The sequence below is a fragment of the Spirosoma liriopis genome, from assembly GCF_023196085.1.
Taxonomy (GTDB): domain Bacteria; phylum Bacteroidota; class Bacteroidia; order Cytophagales; family Spirosomataceae; genus Spirosoma; species Spirosoma oryzicola.
Map to the genome: position 1 here is coordinate 1,166,054 of NZ_JALPRF010000002.1, position 23,717 is coordinate 1,189,770.

General features: G+C 50.3%; 18 protein-coding genes. 8 read left to right on the forward strand and 10 right to left on the reverse strand.

Annotated elements, in window-relative coordinates; all coding sequences use genetic code 11:
• Nucleotides 1-58 precede the first annotated feature (58 nt).
• The gene (gene ctlX, locus M0L20_RS13880) at nt 59-988 is read left to right on the forward strand and encodes a citrulline utilization hydrolase CtlX (protein WP_354004176.1); all 930 of its coding nucleotides are present in this window, start codon (nt 59-61) and stop codon (nt 986-988) included.
• Nucleotides 989-1,057: 69 nt separating this feature from the next.
• Here the strand turns inward: ctlX and M0L20_RS13885 are convergent, their stop codons facing one another.
• A complete protein-coding gene (locus M0L20_RS13885; protein WP_248477545.1) occupies nt 1,058-2,089 on the reverse strand; it encodes a Gfo/Idh/MocA family protein in 1,032 nt (343 codons plus the stop codon).
• Between the two features lie 140 nt (nt 2,090-2,229).
• Between M0L20_RS13885 and M0L20_RS13890 the strand changes: the two genes are divergently transcribed.
• From M0L20_RS13890 to M0L20_RS13905, 4 genes are all read left to right on the forward strand, one after another.
• Complete coding sequence (locus M0L20_RS13890) at nt 2,230-2,691, forward strand: MarR family winged helix-turn-helix transcriptional regulator (RefSeq protein ID WP_248477547.1); 462 nt, start codon at nt 2,230-2,232, stop codon at nt 2,689-2,691.
• Between the two features lie 54 nt (nt 2,692-2,745).
• On the forward strand, nt 2,746-2,955 hold the full coding sequence (locus M0L20_RS13895; RefSeq protein ID WP_232561515.1) for a hypothetical protein: 210 nt from the start codon (nt 2,746-2,748) through the stop codon (nt 2,953-2,955).
• A gap of 273 nt (nt 2,956-3,228) precedes the next feature.
• Entirely contained in the window at nt 3,229-3,951 is a 723-nt protein-coding gene (locus M0L20_RS13900) for a head GIN domain-containing protein (RefSeq protein ID WP_232561516.1), read from the forward strand.
• Nucleotides 3,952-4,030: 79 nt separating this feature from the next.
• The gene (locus M0L20_RS13905; RefSeq protein WP_232561517.1) at nt 4,031-4,879 is read left to right on the forward strand and encodes an SDR family oxidoreductase; all 849 of its coding nucleotides are present in this window, start codon (nt 4,031-4,033) and stop codon (nt 4,877-4,879) included.
• Between the two features lie 124 nt (nt 4,880-5,003).
• Here M0L20_RS13905 and M0L20_RS13910 read toward each other — a convergent pair whose 3' ends face one another.
• Entirely contained in the window at nt 5,004-5,855 is an 852-nt protein-coding gene (locus M0L20_RS13910; protein ID WP_248477548.1) for a porin family protein, read from the reverse strand.
• A gap of 209 nt (nt 5,856-6,064) precedes the next feature.
• Here M0L20_RS13910 and M0L20_RS13915 point away from each other — a divergent pair, with 209 nt between their 5' ends.
• Complete coding sequence (locus tag M0L20_RS13915) at nt 6,065-6,778, forward strand: SDR family oxidoreductase (RefSeq protein WP_248477549.1); 714 nt, start codon at nt 6,065-6,067, stop codon at nt 6,776-6,778.
• A 92-nt stretch (nt 6,779-6,870) separates the two neighbouring features.
• Here the strand turns inward: M0L20_RS13915 and M0L20_RS13920 are convergent, their stop codons facing one another.
• The 7 genes from M0L20_RS13920 to M0L20_RS13950 all read right to left on the reverse strand — a co-directional run bounded on the left by M0L20_RS13920 (nt 6,871) and on the right by M0L20_RS13950 (nt 19,896).
• Nucleotides 6,871-8,517 carry a S8 family peptidase gene (locus tag M0L20_RS13920; RefSeq protein ID WP_248477550.1) on the reverse strand — a complete coding sequence of 549 codons (1,647 nt, stop codon included), beginning with the start codon at nt 8,515-8,517 and terminating at the stop codon, nt 6,871-6,873.
• 91 nt (nt 8,518-8,608) lie between these two features.
• On the reverse strand, nt 8,609-9,013 hold the full coding sequence (locus M0L20_RS13925; RefSeq protein WP_232561521.1) for a MaoC family dehydratase: 405 nt from the start codon (nt 9,011-9,013) through the stop codon (nt 8,609-8,611).
• A 137-nt stretch (nt 9,014-9,150) separates the two neighbouring features.
• On the reverse strand, nt 9,151-10,758 hold the full coding sequence (locus M0L20_RS13930) for a RagB/SusD family nutrient uptake outer membrane protein (RefSeq protein ID WP_248477551.1): 1,608 nt from the start codon (nt 10,756-10,758) through the stop codon (nt 9,151-9,153).
• A gap of 17 nt (nt 10,759-10,775) precedes the next feature.
• On the reverse strand, nt 10,776-13,946 hold the full coding sequence (locus M0L20_RS13935) for a SusC/RagA family TonB-linked outer membrane protein (RefSeq protein WP_232561523.1): 3,171 nt from the start codon (nt 13,944-13,946) through the stop codon (nt 10,776-10,778).
• Nucleotides 13,947-14,737: 791 nt separating this feature from the next.
• Nucleotides 14,738-15,220: a hypothetical protein gene (locus tag M0L20_RS13940; RefSeq protein WP_248477552.1), complete on the reverse strand. Its 483-nt coding sequence runs from the start codon at nt 15,218-15,220 to the stop codon at nt 14,738-14,740.
• 53 nt (nt 15,221-15,273) lie between these two features.
• Nucleotides 15,274-16,767 (reverse strand): RagB/SusD family nutrient uptake outer membrane protein, encoded by a 1,494-nt coding sequence (locus M0L20_RS13945; protein ID WP_248477553.1) that lies wholly within the window; start codon nt 16,765-16,767, stop codon nt 15,274-15,276.
• A 27-nt stretch (nt 16,768-16,794) separates the two neighbouring features.
• Entirely contained in the window at nt 16,795-19,896 is a 3,102-nt protein-coding gene (locus M0L20_RS13950) for a SusC/RagA family TonB-linked outer membrane protein (protein ID WP_248477554.1), read from the reverse strand.
• Nucleotides 19,897-20,074: 178 nt separating this feature from the next.
• Here M0L20_RS13950 and M0L20_RS13955 point away from each other — a divergent pair, with 178 nt between their 5' ends.
• A complete protein-coding gene (locus M0L20_RS13955; RefSeq protein ID WP_232562805.1) occupies nt 20,075-21,382 on the forward strand; it encodes an amidohydrolase in 1,308 nt (435 codons plus the stop codon).
• Nucleotides 21,383-21,443: 61 nt separating this feature from the next.
• Here M0L20_RS13955 and M0L20_RS13960 read toward each other — a convergent pair whose 3' ends face one another.
• Nucleotides 21,444-22,241 (reverse strand): SDR family oxidoreductase, encoded by a 798-nt coding sequence (locus M0L20_RS13960; RefSeq protein WP_248477555.1) that lies wholly within the window; start codon nt 22,239-22,241, stop codon nt 21,444-21,446.
• 146 nt (nt 22,242-22,387) lie between these two features.
• Between M0L20_RS13960 and M0L20_RS13965 the strand changes: the two genes are divergently transcribed.
• Nucleotides 22,388-23,683: a DUF2851 family protein gene (locus M0L20_RS13965; RefSeq protein WP_248477556.1), complete on the forward strand. Its 1,296-nt coding sequence runs from the start codon at nt 22,388-22,390 to the stop codon at nt 23,681-23,683.
• Nucleotides 23,684-23,717 lie beyond the last annotated feature (34 nt).

Sequence of the window (23,717 nt, forward strand, 5' to 3'; positions counted from 1 at the left end):
GACACTTTTGCGTTGATTTATGTAACTTGCTTTCTAATTCTGACTAACCAAGTAATCCATGCAATCACAGGCTACTTCGAGAATTCTCATGATTCGTCCGGTTAATTTCGGATTCAACACCGAAACCGCCGATTCCAATGCGTTTCAGAATCGTGATCTGGCTGCGCAGGCGAAGGATGTAGCTCAGGAAGATGCACAGCGCGAATTCAACGAAATGGCGCGCCAGCTTCAGGCTATGGGCGTTGAGGTAATGATCTATGACGACACGACTGATCCGTACACACCTGACTCGATTTTTCCCAATAACTGGGTGTCGTTTCATGCCAGCGGCAAGGTAGTTCTTTATCCGATGCAGGCTGCAAACCGTCGGCTCGAACGACGTCCGGATATCATCAACGATCTGGCCGAACGGTTCGACGTGGCTAACATCATCGATCTGACCTATTTTGAGCAGGAAGGTAAATTTCTGGAAGGAACGGGTAGCCTGGTGCTGGATCGGATGAACCGGGTTGCTTTTGCTGGTCTGTCGCCCCGCACGCATCCTGATGTGCTGGCGGAGTTTGCGCGCCGGACGGGTTATCGGACGGTATCCTTTCAAGCGGCTGATGCAAACGGAAATGCCGTTTATCATACCAACGTGCTCATGTGCATTGGCGATACGTTTGCGGTCGTTTGTCTGTCAGCAATCACCGATCCCGACGAGCGACTGATGGTTCGGCAGGAACTGGAACGATTGCAAAAACGAGTGATTGATATTTCGCTGGAACAGATGGCCAATTTTGCCGGAAACATGCTGATGGTTCAGACGCAGAAAGGGCAAAAACTACTTGTGATGTCAACCCGTGCTTACCAGTCGTTGACGCCTAAGCAAATTGACCTGCTGGACGATTACGTAACGCTGTTACATTTCGACCTTTCTACAATCGAAGGCAATGGTGGTGGTTCGGCCCGATGTATGATGGCTGAGGTACACCTGCCGATAAAGTAATAGGCAATCGGTATGGCTTATGCTGGCAGACGTTGAACGACGGGCGTACCGATCACCATAAGCCATACATTACAGCGTTGTCCCCTCCGCAGACTGGTAAATGCGTTCGACGATTTCCTGCAAAATCGCGCCCTGGGCTCCCGTGCACACCGTAGAGGGCTTTCCCTGGCAGGCATCCAGAAAAGCAGCTGTATTTTTCAATTGAATATCGACTTCTTCCAGATACGGAAATTGAACATCAGCCAGCTCACCGGCCAGTTCGGTATGAAGCGTAAACGGAAATAAGTTGACTCCGCCTTTACTGCCGAAAATCTCCAGATTTCGGTTTCGGTCGGACTGGGCATTCAGCGCAAACGATGCGGACAGCATAATCGACGCTTTATTCGGAAACGAAAGGTAAGCGGTGCCCGCATCTTCAACGCCAAACTTTGCAGGGTCCCAGCTGCCCATAAGCCCTTTTCCTCCGGCCTTTCCAATGAGATCGTACGTATTGCCTAGGACCTGATCGGGGGTTGGGTAGTCCAGCGCACAGAGCGCCAAGTCGAGTACGTGTACACCAAGATCCATGAGTGCACCACCGCCCTGCATCGATTTGTCGGTAAAATGTCCCCAGCCCGGAATACCGCGCCGACGTAGGAAATTGGCTTTGATGTGATAAATATCGCCCAACAACCCATCCGCCTTGCAGCGCATCAACAACGCCCATTCGCTCGTTTGTCGGAGCTGGAGGTTGTAAGCCAGTGTCAGTCCTTTTTCTACGGCCAGATCAGCCATCTCACGGGCGTTCTGGGCGGTTATAGCGGGCGGCTTCTCACAGAAAACATGGCAGTTGTGCGCCAGTGCTTCCATCGTCTGTGGATAATGCAGGTAGTTGGGCGTACAGATCACGACCACATCGGGGGCACATTGACGGTACAGTTCCGCCGTATGGGCAAAAGCGTGCTGAATATCGTGTTTATCGGCCAGGGCGCGGGCTTTACCAAGATCGCGGCTGCAAACCGCCACAACGGCTACCTGATCGGACAACTGCTTCAGCGCAGGAATATGGTTTTTATCGGCAATGTTTCCACCACCGATGATGGCTGCTTTCAGAATCGACATGCCGTAAAGAAACGAAAGACGACTGATTTACCGACATGTTCACCAGAGGTAGGCAACGAACTTTTACTCTTTTTTTAAATTTTGTTTGCACATACAAATATTAGCTTGTACTTTTGATCCACCAATCTGAAAGAAGAGTTATGAACGTAACAAACGAAGTAGTAGAAGGGGAGAAAACCGAAACCCGGTTTAGTGCCTGTCTACTGTTTTCTGCCAATGCGCTGGCTCGGGCCATCACGGCGATTGGTGACGAGGAGTTCGGAAAGTTTGGGATGTGCTATTCACACGCGTATCTGTTGTGTGAAGTTGTCGGACAGCCGGGTATAACTCCATCGCAGCTAAGCGAAACGCTTTACCTGACGCCATCGACAATCACTCGGTTGGTGGAAAAGTTAGAGCAAAAGCAGTTGGTTCGGCGCGAATCGGAGGGCAAAAAAACCCTGATCTATCCGACCACCGAAGGAGAAGCGCTGCAACCTGCCATTTCCCAGGCTTGGGATAAAGTAGGCGAACGCTACTCAAAAGCAATTGGCGAAACAAACGTCTGCCAGTTGACGCAGCAGGTTTTTAAGGCTACCCAGGCATTGGGCGAAGGCCTGTAAGACCTATTTTTACGAAATTTGTTGTATGTGCAAACAAGATAACTACTAACCGCTATGAAAAACGATAAAGAAGCCATCGGATTGATGATTGGCGAAGGAAATACCGCCACCAAAGATATTTGCCGGTTATTAGCGAAAGAAGGTATAACGGCGCTTGTAAAACAAAAGGAGGCAAGTACTCCGGAGGTTGATGATATGCCAAAACAGTGGTCTGGACAGCCTGGAAAAGATCTTTTCTTTAACGGCTGGAAACTGCTCTTTTAAGAGCCTGACGCTGACATAGGCTTTATTCCCTGGTTCGTAATTTTGATCTAAAATATACGTCTAAGCTATTCCTGGCTTGATCAGGCGTAGGTGGGCAAATCCACCTGAATCTGATCGCTATGATTTGTTAACAGAGCCTCTAACGAGGCTCTTTTTTGTTTATGACTTGAGTGGTTGATTGTATCGCTCTGGTTACGTAGAAAATTATATTTTTGATAGGGGCAACGTTTTCATGACGGGCTGCATCTTTGATAAAAATCAACTTATTTACCGATGAAGACCCTTATCACTACTTTCTTACTGGGCAGTATTTTCTTTATCAGTCAACCGACGAACGCTCAGGACGGCGTTGTTGGGAATGGCCAGATTGTCAAGCAGCAACGAAACCTCACTGCCTTTTCTAAATTAGCGGTCCGCGTGGGAATGCGGGTACGTATCGCCACTGGAAACGCGGGTCAGGCCGAACTCGAAGGCGAAAGCAACGTACTCGAACACGTAGTCACTGATGTGAAAAATGGAGAGTTGACGATCATGTTTGATCCAGATACCCATATCAAGAACACGAAAGGTGTTACGGTTACGGTTCATGTTCCTAAACTCAGTCAGGTGCTGGTCAGTACGGGCTGCTCCGTTACGTCCGATCTACCGATTCAGTCCGATAACCTGGCCGTAACGGTAGAAACGGGTAGCCGATTGAATACGCCAGTCAACACGCAAAAACTGACGCTGACCGTTCGGGATGGATCGCAGGCTACAGTACAGGGAACGGCAGCCAGCGCCAATATCCGACTGAGCAGCGCAGGTAAACTCGATGCCGCCAAACTGACAATCGAACGTGCCGATGTAAGGCTGGATGCCGCCAGCCAGGCGACTATTCACGTTACCGAAACACTGGCGGCTTCGGCTGATGGCGTTAGTACGATTCGCTACTCGGGAAATCCAACCGTAACAGCACAGGAGGCAACAGGCTTGTCGAAAATCCGTAGGCAGGAATAAACAAATTGGCTGATTTGCGGATTAAACGAGGAGCTGCTTCTTAATGAAGTGGCTCTACCGTATTTCGTAAATTGTTCATATGGGAATCAAAACTGCCCTGATAACAGGAGCCAATGCGGGTATAGGATTGGCCACTGCCAGAGCGTTGGCACAACGTTCGTTTGATCTTGTCTTGCTCTGCCGGAACGAGCAGAAAGGAAAAGAAGCACAGGCCGAAGTTCGTAAAGCGAATCCGGCGGTGCGCGTTGATTTGCTTACGGTCGATCTGGCGAATGCAGAATCGGTACGTCAGACAGCCGAAAAGATCAAACAGGATTACAAGCGGCTCGATGTACTGATCAATAATGCCGGTTACACACCCGCTACCATTGAGTTTACGCCCGATGGTATTGAAAAGTCATTCTACGCCAGCCACATCGGCCATTTCGTTCTGACGTATCATCTGCTGGACCTGCTCAAACAAACAGCGTCCGAGACCGGCGACGTGCGCATTATTAGCCTGTCTTCCGGAGCGCATGTGATGGGTCAGAAAGCACGCTTTTTCCGGCATATCGACAATCTGTCAACCTGGAAAGCGTACGGCGACGATAAGCTGGCGAACCTGCTGTTTGCCAGAGCCGCAGCCAAACAATTGACCGGCACGGGTATCACGTCGTATTCGGTCCATCCGGGTGCCGTGCGAACCAACTTTGGCAGTGATACTTCTGGCGTTATCGGGCAGGTATTTCGACTGGCCAGACCGCTTATGCGTACGCCTGAAGAAGGTGCGCAAACGTCCGTTTTTCTAGCGTCGGCACCGCTCAAATTGATCGGAGAGCAAAACAACGGTGCATATTTTGTCGACAGCCAGCCAAAGAAACCAGCTAACCGCGACGTAAACGACCAAAACGCGGATTGGCTGTGGGAGCGTAGTCTGGCATATGTCTAGTGTAAAGTTGATATAGTGGTGTCGGTTTTGAGAAACCGACACCACTATATCAACTTTACAAAAATGGCTGCAACCAGAGGCTGTAGCCATTTCAAAAACCCACTCTATGAGAAAGTAAAGGCGATTAACGACCACCTAGCGGAATTATATAACCGACGGTGGTTTCGGTGAAAATCGTTTTATAATCGGTGTAAAAGCCTCGCGCGTTGTCCCCCAGTTGATACATACCCCGCACCTCAACCGTTACGTGACCGGGGCCCGCCTTGAGCATCGCGCCAACACCAGCAGCACCACCGTACGAAAAACGCCCGACGTTGCTGGGAATCTGCCGCTTAAGACCATTCCAACTAACGCTGGCTAGATAAGCTCCATAAGGACCAACATTGACAAAGAAACGGTTGCCGTCAAACGTTCCCGATGCGATCTTTAAAAACAACGGTACGATGACCTGATCCGACGAGGCTTTGACAATACCAAAGCCCGGATCAACCTTGGCCGTAGAGCGGCTATAATTAATCTCTGGCTGGAAAGACAGTCGGCCTCGTCCAAATTGAAATACCGCACCGCCCACGAAATCGACGGAAGGGTCTGCACCCGTTACGTTGTCCAGGAAAACAGGATACGTGACACCACCACGCACGCCAATCCGGGCGCGTGAATCCTGACTGATCGCTTGTGTTCTGGCGGGTACGCTGCCTGCTGTTTCAGTTGGTCTTGCTATTGGCTCCGATCTCGTTGGACGAACCGGCTCATTGACCGAAGGAGTTGGCGTTGATTCCGTCGCTTTTTTATTGTAACCGTGGTACTGATCGTATAACTCCTGCTGCCGGTTGGGTTTCTTTCCGGGCTGAGTCGCTGTATTGAACGTATTGGATCTAGGGACAGTAGTTGATGGGCTTTGTTGAGCCCAGGACATACCCGACGATAGTATTCCAACACTCAGCAGAATCAGCGATTTCATTAGGGGGGTAGTCATTTAAATAAGTTTGTAAGATTAGTCGGTAAGGTACTAAATCCGATAACAACAATGAGGAAACGGTAGGGAGCTTGAGTCTACGGTTGATTTTCTACAAACATTTTCCTGATTCCAGAGTAAGTGAACGTATGGTGGGTGTATAGACGTACGTCGATTGGTATCGGTCACCAGTATAACATGAATCGTCTCACCCGATTATTTGTCCGATTATGAAAACTGAACATCAGCGCACGGCTCTTATTACGGGAGCCAACAAAGGCATTGGAAAAGAGATCGCCCGCCAATTAGGGCAACGTGGTTTTGCCGTTTTTATTGGCGCCCGCGACATAACAAAAGGTCGGGAAGCTGCCGAAGAGTTATGTCAGCAAGGCTACGAAGCTACGTTTATCCAACTCGATGTAACAGACCCGGTAAGCATCAAAAATGCCTACGGAACCTTTTCTCAGAAAGCGGAACATCTGGACGTACTGATCAACAATGCCGGTATTCTGGAAGATCACGGCGAAGATATTTTAAAGCTGAATCCTGAATTGCTGGATCGTACGCTCAAGTCGAATGTCACCGGACCAATTATCGTAACGCAGGATTTTCTGCCCTTTCTGAAAAAGAGTCCTACTGGTGGACGCATCATTAACGTGTCGAGCGGGGCGGGAGCGTTAAACGACATGAGTACCTATGCCCCTGCTTACAGCATATCGAAAACGGCACTGAATGCCGTAACGCGACAATTTGCGGGCGCACTCCGAAGCGAAAATATTGCTGTTAACTGTGTCGATCCGGGTTGGGTACGTACCGACATGGGAGGATCAGGCGCATCGCGACCCGTCGAGAAGGGTGCTGAAACCATCGTGTGGCTGGCTACTGAAGCCTCGCAGTCAGAAACGGGTAAGTTCTGGCACGACAAGCAGGAATGCGCGTGGTAGTGTACATTTCTCAGGGTAGGGAATCGAACCCATCGTCAGATTTCTTATCCTGAGAAATGCCTGGAAATCTAGTAATTCAGCGTAATAGTAGTTTAGAAATTCTTCGATACGGCCATTTTTACGGCTTCGTAGGCGTTCAGCAAACCGCCCGTCTTGCTAAGACTGCCGAAGGGAACCGGACGACCTGATCGTCCCGGTTTGCGAACGTCTATGTTTGGTTTATAGCTGCTTCTCAGCATGATGTCTTTTACCTGGACAGCTGTCAGCTTCGGAAAGTAGGAGCGCAGCAGCGCAGCTACCCCGGCGACATGCGGTGCCGCCATGCTGGTTCCTGAAAAGCTGGCGTATTGATTGTTGGGAACGGTGGAAAGAATATCGGTACCGGGAGCAAACAAATCGACCGTTTGTAGACCGTAATTGGATGAGTAGGCAGCCAGTCCTTCGTTCAGCCGCCATGTGCTATTACCAACAACCAGGACATTCTGGGCGATCTGCCCGTTTTCGTACCGGGCGGATGGATAAGCCGGGACCGAATCATAATTTTCGCCGTTGTTCCCCGCAGCGTGGACAATCAGAACGTCGTGCTCCTCGGCGTATCGAATAGCCGCATCGACCTGCTCTTTGAACGGTGACAGTCGTTTCCCGAAACTCATGTTAATTACTTTAGCCCCGTTCTCGACGGCGTAGCGGATGCCGTTGGCAACATCCTTATCGCGTTCGTCACCGTTGGCCGGAACAACCGCAACGGTCATAATGCGTGCGTTGTCGGCAATCCCATCTATTCCAAGGCCATTATCGCGTTTGGCCGCGATAATACCCGCCACATGGCTCCCATGAACGGCTAATTGCTGTGACTGGCCTATCTGCAACGTCGGACCGCCATAATAACGCTCAGTAGGATCAGCCGGGTTATCGCCGACCGCCTGACGGGGGTTGTAATCAGAATTGTACGCTATATCGGCATCGCTCGCAATTATCCGCCGAAACCGTGTCCAGTTTTTACGAATGAGTTCCGTGTAGGTAGCAAACGAACCATACGTTGAACGGTAAGCACTCGCCAGCACATCGCGCACAGCAATAGACACGGAGTCCTGACCGGGATCAACGCGTCGAATCGCTTGCGGAGTCAGGGCACTGTCGGGTAGGAGGGACCCAATTTGCGTCGCTGCCTTCCAGAATTGTGTCGTGTCGGAAAACGCCAGTCGCTTAGAGCGGACTGCCTCGTAGCGTTGTAAAAACTGTTTCTTCGCCGTTTGGTAGGTGTCGTATTGTCGTTGTTCGGTAGGGGAAAGCGTGGCTCGGTTGGCTTGGTCGTACTTGTTTTTCAGAAGTACATACGTCTGCGTGATTTCGGGCTGGTCGTACTCGTAGGTCGTTCCGTCCTTGGCACCCATAAAATTCCAGCCGTTCAGATCGTCGGTGTACCCATTTTTGTCATCGTCAATGCTGTTATTAGGCGTCTCTTTCGGGTTTTGCCAGATAACATCCCGTAAATCTTCGTGTGCGATATCGACTCCTGAGTCAATCACACCAACCACCACCGGAACCGATGGCCGACCTTTCAACAGTTCGTAGGCTTTGTACAAACTGATTCCGGCTATTGAATCTGTCGTTGGATCGCGATAAGGCCAATCGTTGGGAGGCTGACGCTGAGCCCGGAGGTCAACCAGATTCAGGATTAGGGCGAAATAGCTAAAACAGGTAACTTTTATAAATAGCGGAGAGCGAAGCGTCTTCATGCATTGAGGCTAGTGGTCCTCTAAAATACGGAAAGACGACCGCTTTTCCTGCGATCAACGATGATTATGACGCGCGCATTTGCCCTGAATACTACGAAAACATGTCTTTGTGGAAAACAAGGCCGACACCGCGCAGTGTAGTTTTGTTCGTAGCCGGATCAATGACAGTACAGGTAATTTCGGCGGTGTGCCGCTTTGTGTCAATGGCTTTGCATTCGAAACGAGCTTCGTATTCAACGTCAGGATACATCGGTCTGACGAACTCAAGCATCTGTGACAAGTGAACACCCCCCGAGCCACCGAAGTCCCGACCAAAGACCTTGGCGAAAACGCTGGCACTTAACATACCGTGCATGATTGGTCGCTTAAAAGGCGTAGTAGCCGCAAACTCAGCGTCAATATGCAACGGGTTATCATCGCCGGTTAGTGTGGCAAAGACCTGAACTTGCTGTTGGGTGAACAAATACCGATGGTGATGTGTATCGCCAATTTTCATGCGGAAAGGAACTGGGTTAGATAACGCGTTTGCCAACGTATCGGTAGACTACGGACGAACTGGTAACGCTTCTCTCTTGTAACAAAAAGGCTCTCCAAACGTTTGGAGAGCCTTTTGAAAATTAGCAATCGTTGAAATTAATAACCCGGATTCTGTTGCTGAGCCAGCGTTGGGTTTGTTGAGACCTCAGAAGTCGGGATTGGCCATAGGAAACGGTAATCGTTATACGGAATAGCCGCAACAATTCCCGTAATCATGGGCCGTGTGGTCAGATCATAGCTGGTTGCTTTTACTTGCGAAACCTCAACTTTGGTAGGAATGCCATTTGTCGAGTATTTGGTATCCAGCGATAAGCGGTGAATATCACCCCAGCGACGACCTTCGCCCGTAAATTCGATGCGCCGTTCGTTCAGAATAGCCTGAACCAGATCGGCGGGTGCTGCTGTAAACCGTTCAGCTGTTGGAACCGAGCGATTACGAACGGCATTCAGCAACAGGAAGCCCTGATTCGCATTCGTACCCTGACGAGCGTATGCTTCAGCTACGTTCAATAGTACTTCGGCATACCGCAGAACAGGAGCCCAGTCGGCGCGGGTCGTGTACTGGCGGTATTTGTAGTTAAAGTAGAACGGATAGCTACCAGTTGACTGCTTGATTTGCAACAGCGTCCGGCGTGTGTCGCCCGTCACCCAGAAGGGAGCGTTGTACAGGTTTGGGCTCGTCGCTACCAGATCACGGCCACCCAACGAGGTAGGACCAAACATGCCAGGCAACGCACCATTGGTACCACCGTTCGAAAGCGCGCTGTTGGCAACCGAAAACACGGACTCTGCATTGTTGCTGTAGCTGGTGAAAGGAACATCCGGGCTTGCTTCAAGCTTGTAGCTGCCAATAGGGCTGGTAAACGTTCCGCTCGTAGCTGCTGTGCCTAACTTGGCTCCCTCGCTGATCACACCCGCCCAATCCTGCATGTGCAGTTTGATACGCGTTTTGAGCGCAATAGCCGCGCCCGACGTTGCCCGAGAAATGGACGTAGCAACAGCCGCACGCGATGCGGGCAGGTTTGTTTCAGCAAAATCAAGGTCAGCCAGGATTTTAGCGTACGTTTCTGCTACGGTACCCCGTCCCAACGCAATGCCTTGCTGCACTGATGGAATCGAGTTGATCGGATTCTCCCGGTAAGGTACACCCGGTTTCGAACCGTTACCATCCGCGTAAGGGCGGCAGAAATGAAGCAGCAGCTCGTGGTGAGACAGTGCGCGTAAGAAGCGTCCTTCTGCTTCGTACTGGAGGGCCGCCGTTGGCGTAAGCACTCCGCCGGTTCCAGCCCGCTTAACCCCGTCGATCAACACGTTCGTTTGGTTGATCAACGCGTACAGCTGTTCCCACATGTTCACGTTGTTGGCCGATGTGGTCGTGTACGTCGCCCGGTACGTGATATCGTAGAACGCTTGCAGGTTGACCATGTCTTCGCCACGCATCTCGCCCTGTTGAATGGCCGCTGAGCCAAACGGGTAACCCCGGCCTGCCGCTCCATTGTAAAGACCGACGGCAGCCGCCTGGTACACGCCGTTCGCTACCAGCTCAATACTGTTTGTTGACGTGAACGCCGTCGTTTCCGACAACGAAGCCAGCGGATTAAGCTCGGTAAAGTTTTTGCAGGAAGAAACCAGCAGCAGTGTACCCATAAGCGTACCGGCCGTTAATTTCCCCAGTTTCAAAGGTGTTGTTATGAATTTCTTCATTGATTGATAGCTGTCAATTAAAAGTTCAGATTGAGACCAACCGTGTACGTACGAGGAACCGGGTTTGTACGGTTGTCTAAGCCTGGTTGAGCGTTAGCGGCCAGGTTCGTCGTTGTAATGCCGTTCAGCTCAGGGTCGAGGCCTTTGTATTTGGTGAACACGTGGGCGTTCTGAATCTGTGCGTAAATCCGGAATGTGTTCGCTCTGATCTTGTTACGAATACCAGTTGGCAGGGTGTATCCTACGCTGATGTTTTGTACCCGAAGGAACGAGCCATCTTCCAGGAAGCGGCTGTTCAGGTTACCGGTTTGCAGAACGTTGGCATCCGAGTTGAAGTACAGACGAGGAACATCCGTAACCTGACCTTCACCAGTCCAGCGGTTCAGCAGTTCGCGACCCGCGTTAGCAAAAACCTGGTTGTTCAACTGCTCCTGCCGGGTGATGTTGTAAATTTTGTTGCCACCCGCAAACGTCAGGAACAGTGTTGCATCGAAATTCTTGTAGTTGAAGCTGTTGTTAAAGCCACCATACCACGTTGGGTTACCAACGCCCAAAATTTTCTTGTCACTCGCTGTCAGCGCATTTGCTGCGGTTGCTACGTTGCTTGGGTTTGCCGGATCGTAAGTAGCCCACAGGAAGTTGTTGGTCGCCGTAGTTGTCTTACCGATCAGGTATTGCACCTGAGAACCGTCTGCTTTTTCAAAGATTGGGTTACCGTTCGATGCGTTTACACCGCGGCTAACATAACCCCAGAACGCACCAATCGACTCGCCTTCACGCAGAATGTTGTACGGAGACGTTGGCGATGGAATGATATCGGTGCCGTTGACCAGTTGCAAAATCTTGTTTTTCACGAACGTCAGGTTGAAGTTCGTGCGCCACGAGAAATTGTTTTTCTGGAAGTTAACCGTGCTCAACGAAAACTCAACCCCCTGGTTGTACATCTTACCGATGTTCTGGGCAATCGAGTTAATGTTGGCCCCTGGTCCTGGAACACCCAGCGACGGAGCCGTTGGCGCTTGAAGAATCAGGTTATCGATGTTATTACGGAAATACTCAGCCGTAAAGCTAATCCGGTTCGAGAAGAACGAAGCGTCTACGCCAAGGTTCAGCTTGTTACTCGTTTCGAATTTCAGGTTGTTGTTACCCACCTGATTGAAGCGAATACCACTTACATCACCGTATTGGGTTGCTGCGAAGATACCGGCGTAAGGATAGTTACCGATTTCAACGTTACCAACCTGCGCATAACCACCACGCAGTTTCAATTCGCTCAGGAAGGTAGCCGATTTCAGGAAGCTTTCTTCCGACAAACGCCAGCCGACCGATACACCCGGTAGCAGGGCACCCTGGTTACCGATTGGAAGCGACGAAATCTTATCCTGACGAAGCGTAGCGGTAATCAGATACCGGTCGCCGTACGAGTAGTTGGCCCGACCGAAAACCGATTCGAAGGCGCGCTGACTCGCTGAACCATAAATCTGTTGATTTGTTAATGAGCCGGTAATGATGTTGCCATTAACACCGAAGTACTTGTCTGATATACTGTAGCCGTACGACTCAAACCACCGGAAGTTCGTCTTCTGCAATTCGAAACCGACTACGGCACCAATCTTGTGCTGGCCCATTGTACGGTTGTAGCTCAACGTATTCTGCCAGTTGTACCGGAACTGCGGCTGGTACGTTTGGTCTACTGACCCTTTGATCGAAAAGCCATCGCCATGATCGGGGTTGAGGTAAACAAAATCTTCGTTGCTCAGGTAGTTGATCCCGATTTGCGACCGGGCGTTCAGGCCTTTAACAATCTCGACATCAATGTACGCATTACCCGTCAAGTTCAGGTTCTGGTTTCTATAGATGTTGTTGTCCAGAATGAACTGCTGGTTGGTGTAGTTACCGTAAAGCGCACGGGTGTTAGCACCACGACCCAGGCTTTGACCTTCGATGTTGTAGGTACCATCTGGATACTTAACCGGAACGTTCGGGAACGCGTAAATGGCACCCGCTACGTTACCCGACAAGGCGTTTGTACCTTGGTTTAGGCCCGTGTTCGTCGTGTGCGTAGCAAAAATGTTGGTACCAAACGTGACCTTGTCGTTGAACGCTTTCTGATCAAGCCGGGCACGAGCGCTGTATTTTTTCTGATTGTTACCAACAATGTTACCTTCCAGATTGGCGTATCCGAGCGAGAAGTAGTAGTTGGTTTGATCCGTACCACCGCTAAACGACAGAGAGTGGTTTTGCTGGAAACCGCTCCGCAGAATGACATCCTGCCAATCCGTGTTGTAATTCTGGCCCGTTGCGGTGTTAGACGTTGGGAACGCATTAGCGGCCAGGCCAGCGTTCGTCAGTTTTTCGTTCGCAATCGTAACAAACTCATCGGCGTTCAGCAGATCGAACCGTTTTGCTGGCTGCGCAACGGCAAACCAACCGTCGTACGAAACCCGTGGTGCTCCTTTTTTACCCCGCTTGGTTGTAATCAGGATAACCCCGTTGGCTGCCCGCGAACCATAGATAGCCGTTGCCGATCCATCTTTCAACACTTCAACGCTTTCAATATCGTTTGGGTTGATATCGCCAAGTGGGTTATACGGGTTGCTGGTCGATGCGCCCTGGTTACCCGTGATGTACGGAACACCATCAACTACATACAAAGGATCTGCTCCGTTCGAGATCGAGTTTGTGCCGCGAATACGAACCGTAGCCGCCTGACCCAATACACCACCCGGTACAGATGCCTGAACACCCGCCACCTGACCTTGCAAGTACTTGTCAAAGCTAGGTACGGCAATGTTTTTAACACCATCACCTTTAATCGTACCGACCGACCCTGTTACGTCACGGCGTTGCTGCGTACCATACCCTGTTACGACAACTTCGCTTAATTGCTGTGAGTCGCCCGAAAGCTTTACGTTAATCGTTGAGCGGCTACCAATGGCCGTTTCCTGAGAAGTGTAACCGATGAAACTAAACACCAGGGTTCCGTTGGCAGAAGCGTTCAGGCGGTAATTACCTTGAGCATCCGTCGTTGTACCGCGTTGCGTACCTTTTAACTGTACTGTCACACCTGGTAGAGGAGAGTCATCATCTGATGAAGTGACGCGACCGCTAACCGCTACATCCTGTGCCAATACTGGCAAACAGAAAAGTAGTGAAAGCAGCCAGCTTCCCAATAAAATTTTGCGCATAAAATAGTGTGAGTTAAAAACTTATTAAATTCCCGAAAACGGGAATACAAAGTTAGTATATGGAGAACTAAGTTGGTTATCTAGAATAAATATTTTTGTAATATTCCAATAAAGCGCGCTTGAAGCTATCTTCCTACAGACTGAAACGAAAAAAATGGCTGGTAATTAGCTAGATGAGTAGAAAAACAAACCAAAGTGCATTTAACGCGATTATGCGCAGTTGCGTTACGCTGACAAGGCTTCTAACATTGTTGCCTAGAAAGCGTAGAGATAACAGCGATGAATAACGCACGTATAGTAAAGAATTAAAATTACCGCTGATAAGGTGTTATAAGTCAGTTTGTTAATTTGTAACGTGACTATCAGAAGTTATTACTTAGAAAGCCATTTGGCGATAATTAGCCAATGTCTAATCAAAAACAATATTGACCTTTGAGTATATATAGCTATGTCACATATTAAATTTCTATAAAATTTAATCAAATATTTATTTTGAATATATTGTGAAAAGCAAAATATAATATGTGTAATAACAGATAATACGTATAATATTTTAAAAGTATTTAATATGCATGCATAACAACTGTTGCTGGGTTGAATTGTATTTTTCCTATGTATGACTCTTTTGGTAAGGTATTTATAACTACTCCTTTTGCTCGTTTTTGTTTGATCGAATGAGTAGTGCAACTAAACAATATGGCGTCAAATTTATCGTGATACCATTATTCCGGAAGTAAAAAAGCAGCCTGATTGATCAGGCTGCTTTTTTACTTCCAGGACGACGAGGCTAGTTATTGTCTGAACGAGAAACCAAGCCGTTTGTAATTTTGGCTAGGCTTGAAATCGGTGCTCGTGCTGTCGATCACGAAAACAACGTTGCCTACAGGTGCCGTCGTGCTAGTCGCTCGGCCTACCGTTATTGTCAATGAACCGAAGCTGTCTCCTTTGGGGATGGTCACATTACCACCGTTAGCGATTGTGTAACTGCTTGCCGAGGCTGTTGTACCATTGGGATCGACAAACACCCGTACCGTCATATCGGCTGAACGCTGAGCGCCAACCAGGTTCAACTGTGCCACTCGGGTAGCGCCACCCGTAACGCTGTTTGGCAGGCTGATGATCGGATATGTTCTGCCGACTGCGTTTGTCGTGAGTACTGCGTCGTTGAATTCAATCAAGGTTTGACTATCAAAAACCTTGTCAAGACTATTGTCACAAGCGGCTATTCCTAACGTTAGTAGCAAAGCCGGAAAGACATATTTTAGTTTTTTCATGAATCTAGATGTTAAGTGAACCCGTACCAGTAAGCTGGTACCGGTTGTGACGACTAGTATCCGAAATTCTGCCGAATGTTTCTGTTCGTCGATACTTCATTGACCGGAATGTTGGCCAGAATACGGTAATCGTTATACGGAAGACCACCACCTTGTGCTGTCGCCTTAACAACATCCTGCCCACGACGCTTCAGATCGAACCAGCGGTGTCCTTCAAACGCGTATTCTAACCGCCGTTGACGTAGAATCTCGCTTAGGAGAGCATCTCCGGTCAAGCCCGTGCGAGCCGATAGACCCCGGTTCGTACGCATTGTGTTTAAATCCGTTAAGGCGTCGGCGGTGTTACCCAGCATGAAATTGGCTTCCGCGCGGTTCAGATAGGCTTCCGAAATTCGAAGGATAGGGACGTTGTCCAGGTTGATTGTCCCGTTTTTCCCCAAGAATTTAGTGCATTCGACGAACGCTGTGCCGCGACCGGTTGTGCCAAGTTCGTAAAGCTGCGAGCGTACATCAGCTGGCTGACCGCTGGTAGCTGTTTCAGAGCGAAGATCCGTCAGAAACGCCGTTGTTGGAACAAGGTCACCAAAGCCACCCGTTGTGCTCCGGTCGCCAGAGCGCACCAGCGTAGTATAGGTGGTCTGTAGTGATAGGTTTACCCCGATGTTTTCCGAAAGAGCAGTAAACTGCAATTCGAAGACTGACTCAGGGTTCCTGGGGGCGCGCCATCCAGCAACGTAGCTCGTTGCATCAAGCAGCTTTACGGAACCGCCAATAGCATCGGTGGCGTACTTGACCGCGTTCGCATAATCTTTGTTATACAGCGCAACACGGGACAGCAATTCCTGAGCAGCCGCTAAGTTGCCGTAAGCAGGAACGCTGGCGCTATTCGACGCATTGCGGCCAAACAGGTTGATCGCCGTTTGCAGATCGCTATAAATCTGTTTGTATACGTCGGCGATTGAGGCACGGGCCGGAAAAGCAATCTGGTCCTGGTTGTTGACACCGGTAAGAACGATGGGTACGCCACCCCGGCTTTGCTGCGCGATCTCAACGCCCGGATCATACGCGTAGATCCGCATCAAATCGTGGTACAGCAGGCCACGTAAAAAATAGCACTGGCCCATGATCGAGTTCCGACGGTTGGTGTCGGTCAGCGTCGTTACTTTGGGCGACGCTTCCAGTAACAGATTCGCCTGGTTAATGGCAAAATAAGCCGATTGCCAGGTGCCTGTCGTCTGAGCGGTTCCGAATGTGTTTTGAGCTACGTTTCTAGCCTCACTGTTCAGACGTCCTGATTTGTTTGTTGCCTGTGCGTTGTCGGCCAGTGCTTCCGCTACAGCCAGCATGTCTCTACCGTAAAGAGATACGTTCTGCATCCGGTCGTAGATGCCGTTCAGTGTAGCGTCGATACCTTCAACCGTTGTGAGTGCAGTCGATAAATCGGCATTCGACCGGGGTTCTACTTCGAGCAGACTGTTACACGACGCTAGTGCCAAAACAGCGCCAACGAACAAGCCACCAGTCAGCGTATTTATGGAAATTCGCATGGATTACTAAGTCCTTTGATTGATGAATTAAAATGTCAGATTGATACCGGCTGTGTAAGACCGCGAGTTGGGTACTACTCCGCTGCTACCAGCACCTAGATCGATGAACTCAGGATCGTAGCTGGTCCACCGGGTCCACGTGATCAGGTTCTGCGCTTGTAGATAGATACGGGCATTCGAGGTGCCGATTTTCTTGCCAAGCACCGATGGAATGTTGTAGCTGAGCGTCAACTGCTTCAAACGCAGGTAAGAAGCGTCTTCAATCGTGCGCGAGCCACTCAGACCATTGGTTCCCCGTGTTTCGACGTTGCCATTGATGGGACGTGGGACATCGGTAATATCACCCGCTTTCTGCCAGCGACGTTCGTAAACCGACCGGAGTGCGTTGAAATCGCGTCCCGCCAATTCAGCCAAGAATGACGTTTGGCCGTTAGGCGACCGCCGACCGTAGTCGTACTGGAAGAATACGTCCAACGACAACCCTTTATAAGTGAACGTATTGATAAATCCTCCGTAAAATTTAGGCAGCTGAGTTCCTAAATAGCGCTGATCGCGTGGGCTAACCGGGGTATACGTAATGTTTCCGGCGTAGTCGTAGAACATCGCCCGGCCCGTTGCTGGGTTTACACCCGCATACTCAAATGTGTACTGTGGCAGCAAGGGGCGTCCCTGGATAGCCGTGCGGGTTACACCGTAGTAATCCACGTAGTTGATCGTAATCGCACTATCCGGATTTTGTAGCGGAGTGATGCCATCGATCAGCTTCGTCACTTTGTTGTTAATGAACGTAATGTTGAACGATGTTTTCCACTTAAGGTCACCGGCTTGCAGGTTTACGGTGTTCAGTTCTATCTCAAGACCCCGGTTTTGTACAGATCCAGCGTTCCGTGAAATGCTTGAATAACCCGTTGTGTAAGGCAGGTTCACGGCCAGCAGCAGATCACGGCTGGTGCGGTTGAACACGTCGACCGATCCGTTGATCCGGTTGTTGAAGAATCCAAAGTCAACGCCAAGGTTGGTCGTCACGTTTGTTTCCCATTTCAAGCCGGGGTTGCTCAGTTGTGTTGGGGCAAAACCAGCCGATCCGTTGTAATCATACCCTGGGCTTACCAAACCCAGCGATGGGAAGTTGCTCAGGCCAAAAAGCGTTCCGATCTGGTCGTTTCCGGTTGTACCGTACGACGCACGAAGCTTTAGCTCGCTCAATACGCGGTTTCCTTTCAGGAAGGCTTCTTCAGAAACTAGCCAGGCTCCCGATACCGACGGGAAAAAGCCGTATCGGTTGTCGGCTCCAAAGCGGCTCGAACCATCGATCCGGGCGATCAGGCTAAGGTCGTATTTTTTGTTGTAGTTGTATTTGAGGTTACCAAATGCCGAGGCTTTGGTGTAACCCGTCCAGCCACCACCAATCGATTGCGGTAAAGCCGCTGCACTACCGTACCGGAAGTCGGGAGTTGGTACGTTCGTGATGTTTGAAGCGGTAAAGTCGTTTACATCCGAACGGTACTCGACGCCTAACAGGCCACTCACATCATGCGCCCCCCCAAAGGTTTTTGCGTAGTTAACCGTTAAGTTGGTCAGGAAGTTGACGTTCTGGTTGAACTGGTCCTGTAACCGTCCCCGAACGACGTAAGCATCTCCAGTACGCGGATCAGCGAAGTACCGTCCTTTGATGGCCCGGTAGTCCAGGCTGACAAAGGGACGGATGCTCAGACCGTCGAGAGGTTTGTAATTAAGCGACAAGCCCCCAACGAACTGGTTGATCACCGACCGAATGTCGTTCAGGGTAGACACCTGAATGATGTTCTGGTTCAGCGCACCGGGCGTACCACCCTGGTCTGGCGTACCGTAGAATGAACCGTCAGGGTTATAAATGGGGACACTTGGAATCATCAGCGACGAAGAGAAGGCCGACGAACCGAGGAAGGTACCACCGTTAGGCGAACCTTGCTGGCCATGCGCCGTGATCGTACTAAGTTTCAGCGACTCTTCGAGGCTTAGTTTGCTGCTGATGCTGTGCGTTAAGGTTGTATTGAGCGTGCCCCGCTTAAAATCGACGTTAAGCAAGTTGGCATTCTGCGTATAATACGAACCCGATATAAAGAATTTCGTTTTATCATTGCCTCCGTTCAGGCTCAACTCATAGTTGTTGGTGTTCCCTGTCCGGTAAGCCTCTTTCTGCCAGTCGTACGTGGGTAAAGCCGCAATCTCGGCATCCGTAAGGGTTGTCGGCTGACGAATGGTGTTCAGTACCGACGTGCGGGCTGCTTCGGCCGTCTGACCACCGTTGATGCGGGCCTGCGTCCGTAACGCGATCCACTCCTGCGTGTTGAGAACGTCGAGCCGTTTTACCGGCTCATTGATACCCGTGTAATAGTTGAGCGAGATCTGCGTTTTGCCCGATTTTCCGCGCTTGGTCGTTACCAGTACGACGCCGTTTGCCGCCTGCGACCCATAGATAGAAGCCGCAGCCGCATCTTTCAGGATTTCGATGCTCTCGATATCGTTTGGATTCAGGAACGCCAGTGGGTTCGATGAGGTAAAGCTCGCGTTGTTGGTTGCGTTCAACTGAACACCATCGACCACGTAGAGCGGATCTGAACCCGCCGAAATCGACCCTACTCCCCGGACCCGTACCTGGATGGCACCACCCGGTACACCATTGGCGGAGGTAATCTGTACACCAGCGGCACGTCCGGCCAGAGCTTTGTCAAAACTACCTACGGGCAAGTTCTGGATCGCACTCCCGTTTACCTTTGAACTGGCACCCGTAAACTCGCGCCGATTGACGGTTCCACCGTAGCCAGTTACGACCACTTCTGTCAGTTCATTCGAGCTATTTTCCAGTTGAACGTTCACCGTCGAGCGGTTGCCTATGGCTACTTCCTGGCTGGTGAAGCCAATGAAACTAAATACCAGTCGGCCATTGGCGGGTGCACTCAACCGATAGTTGCCCTTTGCGTCGGTTGTTGTGCCTCGTGAAGTTCCTTTTACCTGAACGCTTACACCGGGTAGGGCAGCGCCGTCGTCTGATGAAGTGATACGACCACTCACTGCTATATCTTGCGCCAAAACCGGCAAACAGGATAATAGCAAGAGCAGCAAACTTCCCGTTAGAAGTCCTCTCATAAAAGTTGAAAAGCTGAAATGTTTTATAAAGATTAAAACAGGGTTACAAAAATAACTGGTAAATGTTTTAGTACAATATATTCTATGGAAATAGTGTAACTTGCTTTTTAAGTATGAACAATCGTTAAAATTGTATAATTTGATGAGCAACTATAAACTGTATGGGGCTGTGCTGGTCATGGCGGGTTTGGCAACGCAATCAACATTCGGTCAGGGATCGACGCTGACCGCCCGAATGGACAAAACGGCTGAAGGACTCGAAAAAAAAGTAGTCGCCTGGCGTCGGGACTTCCACCAGCACCCTGAACTGGGCAACCGCGAATTTCAGACGGCTTCCAAAATTGCCGCTCATCTCCAATCGCTTGGCATCGAAGTAAAGACTGGCGTTGGTAAAACGGGGGTGGTTGGTTTGCTCAAAGGAGGAAAGCCCGGTCCGGTTGTTGCCCTGCGTGCTGACATGGATGGGTTACCCGTAACTGAGCGGGTAGATTTACCGTTCAAATCCGAGGCCCATACTGAGTATAATGGACAGCAAACCGGTATCATGCACGCCTGCGGACACGACACGCACGTGGCTATGCTGATGGGGGCCGCCGAGGTATTGGCGTCCGTTAAAAACGAGCTGAAGGGTACGGTCAAATTTATCTTTCAACCGGCCGAAGAAGGAGCACCAACCGGCGAAGAAGGCGGGGCTTACCTGATGGTGAAAGAAGGCGTACTCGAAAACCCAAAAGTGGATGCCATTTTTGGATTACACATTAACTCGCAAACCGAAGTTGGCACGATCAAGTACCGGCCAGGAGCGACGATGGCCGCTGTCGATTCGTACGCGATCAAGATTAAGGGTAAACAAACCCACGGCGCATCACCCTGGTCGGGCGTTGACCCAATTGTTACATCGGCGCAGGTTGTCATGGGCCTGCAAACCATCGTCAGCCGAAATTTACCGTTAACCGAAAATGCCGCTGTCGTGACGGTCGGAGCTATTCACGGCGGTATTCGTCAGAATATCATTCCGGAAGAGGTAAACATGATTGGTACGATTCGGTCGCTGGACAACGAAATGCAGAAAACGATCCATCGCCGGATCAATGAAATTGCTACTAATATTGCCGAGAGCGCTGGTGCTAAAGCCGACGTGAAGATCGACGTAATGTACCCCGTAACGTATAACGACCCCAAGCTGACCGATCAGATGGTGCCAACGCTCGAAGCCCTGGCCGGTAAAAACAACATTAAGCTGACTCCCGCTCAGACCGGGGCCGAAGATTTTTCGTTTTACCAGCAGAAGATACCCGGTTTCTTTTACTTCCTGGGCGGCATGACGAAAGGTAAAAAAGTTGAAGAAGCGGCCCCGCACCATACCCCCGATTTTCAAATTGATGAAAATTGCTTTGTACTGGGTATGAAATCACTTTGCCACCTGACCGTCGATTACATGGAACAGTCAGGCAAGGGCAAAGGCATTGCCGTTAGCGGTAAATAAAGATTCTTAGATTCAGAAGCCCAATGTACACGGAAGCGCGCACCCTGTGCATTGGGCTTTTTCAGGCACCTTCCCGCTTGCGCAGTATCCGGGAAAGCAGGTTGGGTAGAAACCGTTTCAGGTAAATGCCGTAAATCTCCGTACTGCCAATGTAAACTTCCTCTTTCGCGTTGGCAACGGCCTTCAATAAACGTTGGGCAAAGACACCGACAGCCATGCCCTGTTCCTGATTCGTATCCATCTTGTTGTGTACCTGTCCGTCGGCACCCAGCGCATGAAGTGAGATGGGGGTCCTTATATAACCCGGACAGACCAGCGTTACACGCAAACCGGCATCGTAGGTCTCGGCCCGAAGCGCATCAAAGAAGCCGTGCAAGGCGTGTTTACTGGCACAATAGCCCGAACGTTGCTTTGTGCCCAGTTTTCCTGCCACACTGCTGGTAACCACAAAATGGCCGCTTCCCTGAGCGAGCATCAGAGGCAACACCGCTTTCGTCAGCGCAACAACGCCAAAGAAGTTCACGTCCATCAGCCGCTGATAAACGGAAAAATCGGTGTCTACTACCGTGCTGCGCTGGGTAATTCCCGCATTCTGAAAAACGTAATCGATCCGGCCAAAGCGTTGACGCACCGCTTCGACATGCGTGGGCAAGCTCTTCACATCCGTCATATCCATCGGCAGCACCAGTACGTCCGTTTCAGGAAGGTTTAGCTGAGCGGCTACCCGCTGTAGTTCGTCCATGCGCCTAGCCGACAGGATTAGCTTGGGGTTCTGTTTGGCTAATTCAATAGCAACCGCTTCGCCGATGCCTGACGACGCGCCGGTAATCCAAATCACTTTCTGAGAAAATACAGCCATAGCATTACAAGGAGAGACCGGACGGGCGCAGTATTCCGGTAATTTATCAATTAGTAAACGTTATTTTGTTAAATGTTTCTTTATTTTTGGTTTCCTCCAAACCAAAGACGACACAGGCTAATGCGTACCGTCAATTTGCTTTATCGGTGTCTGAATCCCTTTTATATTTTCTCTGGCAATATCAGTATTTTACGACAAAGGACCTGATAACGACCGATGGTGAACCGGTGCAGGTAGTACACCCCGGCTTCCGTAATCTGGATTCGGGTCCTGATTTTTTCAACGCGCGGCTATTGATCAATCACGTTGAATGGGTCGGAACGGTTGAGATGCATGTCCGTACATCGGATTGGCTCGCTCATCGGCATCAGGACGACCGGGCATACGATAACGTTATTCTACACGTGGTTTGGCAGGATGATCAGATCTCAACGGGGCGTCGCGTTGACCGCGCTAACGGAACCCCGCTGCCTACGCTTGAGTTTGCCCCCCTTATCGACGCGACCTACCTTGATCGGTATAAACTGCTAACGGAATCGGTTGATGTCATCCCCTGCGCCGGGCAGTTTCGGTCCGTGCAACCGCTACGCATTACATCCATGCTGGACAAAACGATGCTGCAACGGCTGGAACGAAAAGCGGCTGGTGTTCGGGCTGTGTTCGAGCAAACGAACGGGGATTGGGAAGAAACGGCCTACCGCTTACTGACAATCAACATGGGCTTTAAAATCAACGCGGAGCCGATGGCTCAACTCAGCCGGGCCGTACCGTTGAAAGCGTTGCTGAAACACCGTGATGTGTTGGTTCAGGCCGAAGCCATGCTGTTTGGTACGGCGGGATTGCTCGACGACGCTGATACACCAGACGACTATCAAACGATGCTTCAGCGGGAATACCGTTTTCTGGCCGCCAAATACAACCTTGCTGATAAACAGGTCGCTACCCACGCCTGGAAGTGGGGACGATTGCGACCAGCTAATTTTCCTACGTTACGATTGGCGCAGCTGGCTCGTCTGGTGACGCATCACGCCAGTTTATTTTCCTTATTTGCCGGTACCAGCGATGCGTCGCTTTTGATGAAGTCGCTTCAACTTACACCGTCCGACTACTGGCATTCGCATTATCGCTTCGGGAAGGCAACGGAGAAAACCGTACCAGCAATAGGGGTGACCTCCGCCACAACGATTGTGATCAATACCGTGGTGCCGTTGCTGGCGGCTTATGCGCATCATCGTGGTCAATCGACTTTCTTGGATCGGGCCATTGACCTATTGGAGCAGTTACCGGCAGAAAAAAACCGTCTGACCGACGGCTGGGAGGAATTGGGACTTAGTATGCGCACGGCTTTTGACTCACAAGCGGCTATTGAACTGCACAATGACAGCTGTACCACCAAAAAGTGCCTCAGCTGTCAGATCGGCGCATGGCTGGTACGCGGTTAAGGTTTTTTTGACAGGATTAACAAGATTAACAGGA